The sequence below is a fragment of the Streptomyces sp. NPDC032822 genome (genome assembly GCF_055578825.1).
Genome location: NZ_JBVIOL010000047.1, coordinates 1 through 6,719, shown reverse-complemented (window position 1 = coordinate 6,719; position 6,719 = coordinate 1). Strand labels below are relative to the sequence as shown.

Below are 6,719 nucleotides of genomic sequence, written 5' to 3'. Positions count from 1 at the left end.
GCGCGCGGTCTGCTCCGCAGACACGCCGCGCCGCCGCTACGCGGCGGAAACCAGCTTCGCTCCGCGAAGCTGTCGCCACTCCGTGGCGAAGCTGACCCACTCCGTGGATCAGCAACCGGGTCGGAGGCATGGAGCGCTGATCGCTCCGCGATCCACTCTCCATGCCTCCTCGGCTCTGTTCGAAATCGATAACTCGCCTGTCGGTTGAGGTAGGTGACGGGTAGTCATCCGCTCCGCGGACAACTACCGGCTGGCTAGCAGCGGGTGTGCCGTTGCTGCTGCACGGCTCCGTGAAACAGGTCCGGGCGGGGACCAGGCAGTGTGGCCACCCTCCATGGGCCGACCTGGTGGACGCTTCCCCCACGAGTTTGATGGAAGCAAAAAACTATGGATTATCTGAGATGCTGGTCTCCCCTTCTTCAAGGGATGCGGTCCGGTGTCCAGCCAGTCCTCTCCAGCAACCGCGTCTGATAATCCGCGAGTTGGCCAGACTCCCGCCCCCCACTTTGTGGCTGAGTCGCTGGCCGACAAGTAGGAGGGCCCTGAACTACGTAACAGCCACGAGTGGGGCGAGTTCGGCGTACCTATGCGTCACTCACCTCATCCATAACTTGATCCCCAGGGCCCTTCGAGGCCGCTGTCCTGGCATAGAGCCAAGCAAGGTCGTGCAGTCGGTAGCGTCCAGGATCGAGCGGGGTGACCAGTCCGGCATCCACCAGGTCTTCAAGAAGGTCCTCCGCTGCATCAATGCCGCAACCGAGCATGCTGCGTGCGGAGTCCAGCGAGATGAACGGGCTGGTGTGCGCGCCGAGTACTCGGAAGGTGTCGGCTTGTTCTGCCTTGAGCTGGCGATAGCTCAGGTCAAGCGTCGCCCGTACGGCCAGATCTCCGGCCCGGAGCTCGTCCAGCCGGTTTCGTTCGTCGGCGAGTTTGGCGGCCAGGACCGCCACGGTCCAGGTGCGCCTAGCTGCAAGGCGGGACGCCGCGATGCGGATCGCCAGGGGCAGGAAGCCGCATGCCTCGACCACATCAAGGGTCACCGCCCGCTCCTTCTCCACCCGTTCCTCTCCCACGATGCGCGCGAAGAGTTGGAGGGCTTCCTCTGGTGACATCACATCCAGGTCCACCATGTGCGCCCCTGCCAGGTCCACCAGCTGTACCCGGCTCGTCACCAGGGCCGCACAGCCCTCCATTCCGGGCAGCAGTGGACGAACCTGCGCCGCGTCCCTCGCGTTGTCCAGGAGCACCAACACACGGCGGCCGTCGAGCACCGACCGGTACAGCGCCGCCCGCTCTTCCAGTGTGTCCGGGATCGCCGAGCCCGCTGTGCCCAAGGCGCGCAGGAACGCGCCCAGTACCGTCTCCGGCTCCGCCGCCCGGTCTCCTGTTCCCTGAAGGTCGACGTACAGCTGGCCGTCGGGAAAGTGGGCACGGGCCGCGTGCGCCACATGCACCGCGAGCGTTGTCTTGCCCACGCCGCCGATGCCGGCGAGTAGGGAGACCGCCATAATCCGGCCCTCGGCCGAGGCCAGGACGTCTTCAAGCCCTGCCACGACGGATGCGCGCCCGGTGAAGTCGGGTACCGTTGCTGGGAGTTGGGCGGGGCGTATGACCGACGTGTGGGGCTCAAGCCTTCCCAGAGACGGCTCCGCCAGGCCCGGGTCCGCCTGCAGAATCTGCTGCTGTAGTTCCTTCAGCCCCGGACGCGGGTCCACTCCCAGCTCGTCCGCCAGCAGGCGCCGCGTGTCCGCGTACACCGCCAGCGCCTCCGCCTGGCGCCCGCTGCGGTACAGCGCCAGCATCAACAGCTCGCGCAGGCGCTCGCGCAAGGGGTGCGCCGCTGTCAGGGCCGTGAGCTCGGAGACCACCTCCGCGTGGGAGCCCTGTTCTAGGTCTATGTCCAGGCGGGACTCGAGGAGTTGCAACCGCCATTCCTCAAGTCGGACCCGCTGTACCTCCGCGTAGGGGCCCGGCAGTCCCGCCATCACTTCGCCGTCCCACAACGCCAGCGCGCGGCCCAGCGTCTCCCTGGCGTGGCTCAGGTTTCCCGCCGCCCTCGCCTTCTCTGCCTTGGTCACCAGCTCTTGCGCCATCGCCAGGTCCAGCGCGTCCTCGCCCAGCGAACGGATCGCGTACCCGCCCGACTCACTGACCAGGACGCCTGGGTCCAGGGCCTTCCGCAGACGCGAGGCGTAGGTCCGTACCGTCGCTAGTGCCTGTGCCGGCGGCTCGTCGCCCCACAGTGCGTCGATCAGTTCGCCCGCAGTTGCCGTACGGCCATCCCGCAGCAGTAGCGCGGCCAGCAGGGCCCGTTGCTGGGGGGAACCCGTGGGTAGTGGCTCTTCCCCGCGCCAAGCGCGCACCGGTCCGAGCAGGCTGAAGCGCAGTCTCGGTGCCCGAGTCCGGGCTGGAGATGCAGCGGGTGCTGTCCGCTGCGCGGGTGGGATCGCCTTGCGGGGGGCATGTCCGAGGACGCGTCTCCATGCGTCGCCCCACAAGCGGTGCTCTGTTTCAGTGACCCCGCAAGCGACCAGGAACCCGATCAGTTGATGCTCGTCGCGCGGCACCGTCTGCCCCTGCACGATGCGGTGAGCGGTGCTGTGTGGCAGCCTTCCCCACTCCCCCGCCCGTTGCTCCATGTCGCGCACCGTGGGCCGGCCGGCCCACGCGTAGAGCTCCTGTAGGCCGGCCTTGAACTTGCCGATGGTGTCGAGATACATCGGACTCGGCGCCGGGCGAGCGTCGCCAGACCCATAGTGCCCACCTCTGCGAGCCTTCCTCCACAGTTCCATCGCCACATCGACCGGAGCAGCGCAGGCCCGCGCGTAGGCCTGGACGGCATGCGCGCTGGGCACGCCGTGTCCTGATGCCGCACGCTGGAGCGTCGTGGCGTGGCATCCTGCCCGGTCCGCCAGTTGGGCGTAAGACCATCCTCCGGCCGCGCGCTGGGCGCGCAGCCAGTGGGCCAGTTTCTCCAACGCCCCGTTGGAGGTGGCTACCGGTTTCTCCCTGCGCCCCACGGCCGGTACGCCTACGGTGTCGGAATCGCGTTCGCCATCCGCACGATCAGTGGCCACAGCCGTTGCCCTGTGCCCCGCAGGGCCAGCAGTGTGCCCGCTGCGATCAGGCTGGCGCCGCTCAGCACCGCCAAGATCGATGATGTGTCCAGGCCGCTGCCTGCCATCACGCAGGCCAGTACGGTGATGACGACGATCACCACGGCATCGGGTGTCGAGAGCCTGTGGTGGGGTGCGCCGTTTACAACGCACCCCACCACGCGAAGTGTGTGGGGCATGTCCTGCCTCCTGAGTTCGACGCCCGCGCTAAGGGCGCGTCGGCGTGTTGCGGGCTCCAGGTTCGTCGCTCAACTGGTGTTTGCCGTCACCGAGATGAGCACCTGCATCGTGGCATTGCCCCCTCGCGCCAGGCGAGCCCTCCACGATCGTTGATGCGCTGGTGTCCACCGTGCGGAGCGTCGGCATCAATCGCCGTTGGGGGAAGTCGTGGCTGTGAGCTGGGGAGAGGCATCGTGGAGCGCCCATGGGACCATGCCCGTCCGGGGGTAAATGCGGGGCTATCCCAAATTGGACTGTGCCAGCGATCGTCGTCGCTGGGCGTCGGCTCCGCGCCATTACCGCGATCGACGGCGCCCTGGCCTGGTGATACGTGCTTGGCCGGGATGGTGGTCGGCTGAGAGGCAGCATGGGGCCTGCGGGTTCATCGAACATTTTGGGCTTCGCGAGAAGCTCTCTTCGTCGGAATCGTCCGGCTACTCCTGAGAGTTGCGGGCTCCACCCATGCGATCAGGAACCAGCGGGTAGGCGTTGCCGCGTCAACCGCACAGGATCGGCGCTCTGACCTGGAGCGCCGATCCTGCATGTCCCCGTGCCCGCCGCTGCGTTGTGGACACGGAGCCTTTTACGCCTGCCGTGGCGTGGGCCGGTGAAGACCCTCTCGGGGGGTGTCTGGCTTGAGGGCGGATGCTCTACTCGGATTCCTGGGTGGTCCAGTCCGCTTGGAGGATCTCTGCCATCAAGCGGTTTTGTTCTTCGGTGAGTTGGTCGGCGTTCCGTTTGGAGCGCGCCTTGCAGAGCCACGGTCCGATCATGATGCGTTCTCCGTCGACCTCGACCCATTCGCGGGCGCCGGGTGGGCGGTTCCAGCGTTCGATGAAGAGCCGGAGGATCTGTGCGGTCTGCTCGAAGGACCGACGCGGCCGCTTGGGTGCGGGTGGGCTCGTCGGCCTTGTAGGGGTCAGGGGGACGGCTGTCGGGGTGAGCTGGAGGCGGGCCAGGAGGTCGCGTTGTCCGGGGGCGAGCTGGTTCCAGGTGGAGAACTGGCGGTGCAGCCAGCTTCCTACCTTCACCTCGGCGATGACCGTGTCGCGGCGCAGTGTGGTGGGGCTGTGTCCGGCTTCGATGTGGCGTCGCAGGAGGTGGTATTTGCGGTGCCAGTCGGGGCCGTGCGGGAGAGTCCAGTGGGGGTCGAGGGCGGCGAGCTGGGCGTGGCGGTCGGGGTGGAGGCGGTTGTTGCGGGCGAGGGCTCGTTGGCTGATGAGGAATTGGCCGCCGGGTTGGTGGAGGGGGATGGCGAGGTGGCCGTGTTCGGTGTGGAAGTTGGTGATGGTGGTGAGGTGGCCTTGCCAGGTTGCTTCGTGGTCGTCCCAGATCATGCCGAGCGCGTCAAGTTCGGCAATCCAGTCCTCGGTGAGGAGGTCTTGTCTGCGGGCGGTGCGCTGGCCGTCGATGAAGGTGCCGAGCCGGTAGCCGTAGGCGTCTTCGTAGTCGGTGGGCACGCGTAGGTGGTGGTGTTCGGCGTGGAAGCGGGTCGCGGCCGCCAGGCCTGCACGGCGTGGGGCGGAGGGGGTTGCGTTGTCGGCGGGCCAGGCGATCAGGTCCATTGCGCGGGCGATGGTGTCGGGGTCGAGGGTGAAGTCGAAGCGGAAGCGGCGTGCGAGGAGGGTGCGGGTGCCCTGTTCGAGGCGGTGTTTGGCGGTGGTGCGGGGGGCGCGGGCGGCGATGGTCTGGTCGTGGTGGCGCAGGGCGGCGGTGACGAGCCAGAGGGCTTCGTAGGGGGTGCCGAGGAGGTCGGTGGGATCGGCGCCGTGGGGGATGTAGGCGGGGATGACGAGGCTGGCGGTCTTCGTGGTCTGGGTGGGGGGTTTGCGCAGGGCGCGGCCCAGTGCCTGGACGATGCGGCGGACGCTGGCGGTGCGGTCGGCGAAGACGACCGCGTCGACGGCCGGCAGGTCGATCCCCTCCCCCAGTACCTGGGAGTTGGTCAGCACGGCGCGGTCGGCGATGGCGAAGTCGCTGAGGATGTCGTGGCGCTGGCCGGGGGTGTGGGTGCCGTTGATCGACTGGACCACCAGGTCGCTCGCCCAGGCGGGGCGTTGGTCCTCGGCGAGGGTGCGCAGGGTGTGGGGGAACTGGCGGGCGAAGTCGGTGGCGTCGGCGACCTGTTGGAAGTACACGATCACGTGGTGGAGGTCGTGTTCGGTCATCGCTTTGAGGACCGCCAGATGCAGTGCGGTGGTACGGCGCGCGGTCGGGCCGAAGCCGGAGTGCGCCTCGGGGGTGGTCAGTACGGTGCGCAGGTGGGTGTCGGTGATCGTGGGGACGACCAGTTGGTAGTCGGCGAGAACTCCGTCTTCGATGGCGTCCGCGTGACTGTAGGTGTGCAGGCGGGGGCCGAAGGTTTTGACGTCTGCCATGGAGGCGACGAGGGCCGGGGTGTCCCAGGCGGGGGCGGTCGCGGCGGTGCGTCTGGGCTGGGGGCGGGTGGTGGGTGCTTCAGTGAGGCGGGGCGGCTCCCATTCGTAGGGGGTGGCGGTCAGGTAGAGACGGCGGTCGGCGCGGATGCGGGTGTGGTCGTGCAGGACGGTCCAGTCCTTGTCCCAGCTTCCCGCGGTGCGGTGCGCTTCGTCGACGATCATGAGGTCGAAGGTCGGCACGGGAGCGCGGGTGTGCTGGGTCTGTTCGATCTTCGGGAGGGAGTCGAGCGTGACGAAGACGGTGGCGTGCTCGTGCCGGGCCAGCCAACTCGCCAGGAACTCCGGGTTGTTGGTGCTGTGGACGCCGGCTCCGGCCAGGACCGGGTGTTTGGCGGCGGCCAGGGACGAGACTGCCATCATCGGTTCCCGGTGTCCGTCGTTGCGGGCCGTCTGGGCCCACTGGGAGATGAGGTCCAGGCTCGGCACGGCGATGAGTAGGCGCCGGGCATCAAGAGCCTCGGCGGTCCGCAGCGCGGTGAGTGTTTTGCCGGTGCCGCAGGCCGACACCATGTGTCCGCGGGTGTGTGCGCGTGCCAGGTGACGTGTCGCGCTGTCGACCGCCTGCTGCTGGTCCGGGCGCAGGGAGAGCCGGGCGGGGCGGGCGCGGGAGGCGGCGACGAGGGAGATCTCGGCGATGGGCTCCTCATAGGGCATGCGACAAGATCCTCAGTACGCGATGGAGCGGTGGCCGACGAGATCCATCGTGTCGTGTGTCCTTCGCTGAATGGTGTTGCAGGAGGGCGGGTCGGTCGGTGTGGATCGTGTCCGTGCAACGCTAGGGGATGTCGTGGGGCTGGTCCGGGCCTAGGCGAACAGAGCTTCTACTAGGACCGCTTGGAGCATTCTGTCTGCTAGGGCCTGTGTGAGGTCGTGATCATTCTCGGGTTCTGGTCCCGTGCGGGGACGGGACCTGGTAGGACGCTGGGTGTGACACGTACGCAACTCA

At 67.9% G+C, this 6,719-nt stretch carries 2 protein-coding genes and 2 pseudogenes; all 4 read right to left on the bottom strand.

Features of this window, described 5'->3' with window-relative positions:
• Positions 1 to 626 precede the first annotated feature (626 nt).
• A pseudogene (locus tag ACZ5VD_RS43750) lies at positions 627 to 2,447 on the bottom strand (AfsR/SARP family transcriptional regulator); the annotation flags it as partial.
• Between the two features lie 360 nt (positions 2,448 to 2,807).
• Positions 2,808 to 3,020 (bottom strand): annotated as a pseudogene (locus ACZ5VD_RS43745) (helix-turn-helix domain-containing protein); the annotation flags it as partial.
• Between the two features lie 11 nt (positions 3,021 to 3,031).
• Entirely contained in the window at positions 3,032 to 3,220 is a 189-nt protein-coding gene (locus ACZ5VD_RS43740) for a hypothetical protein (RefSeq protein ID WP_319113079.1), read from the bottom strand.
• Between the two features lie 765 nt (positions 3,221 to 3,985).
• Positions 3,986 to 6,427 (bottom strand): helicase associated domain-containing protein, encoded by a 2,442-nt coding sequence (locus tag ACZ5VD_RS43735; RefSeq protein WP_468686066.1) that lies wholly within the window; start codon positions 6,425 to 6,427, stop codon positions 3,986 to 3,988.
• Between the last annotated feature and the right edge of the window lie 292 nt (positions 6,428 to 6,719).

What these genes read in the sequence shown, in the direction of transcription:
- ACZ5VD_RS43735 (WP_468686066.1), bottom strand. Translation starts at nt 6,427, where the DNA reads ATGCCCTATGAGGAGCCCATCGCCGAGATCTCCCTCGTCGCCGCCTCC.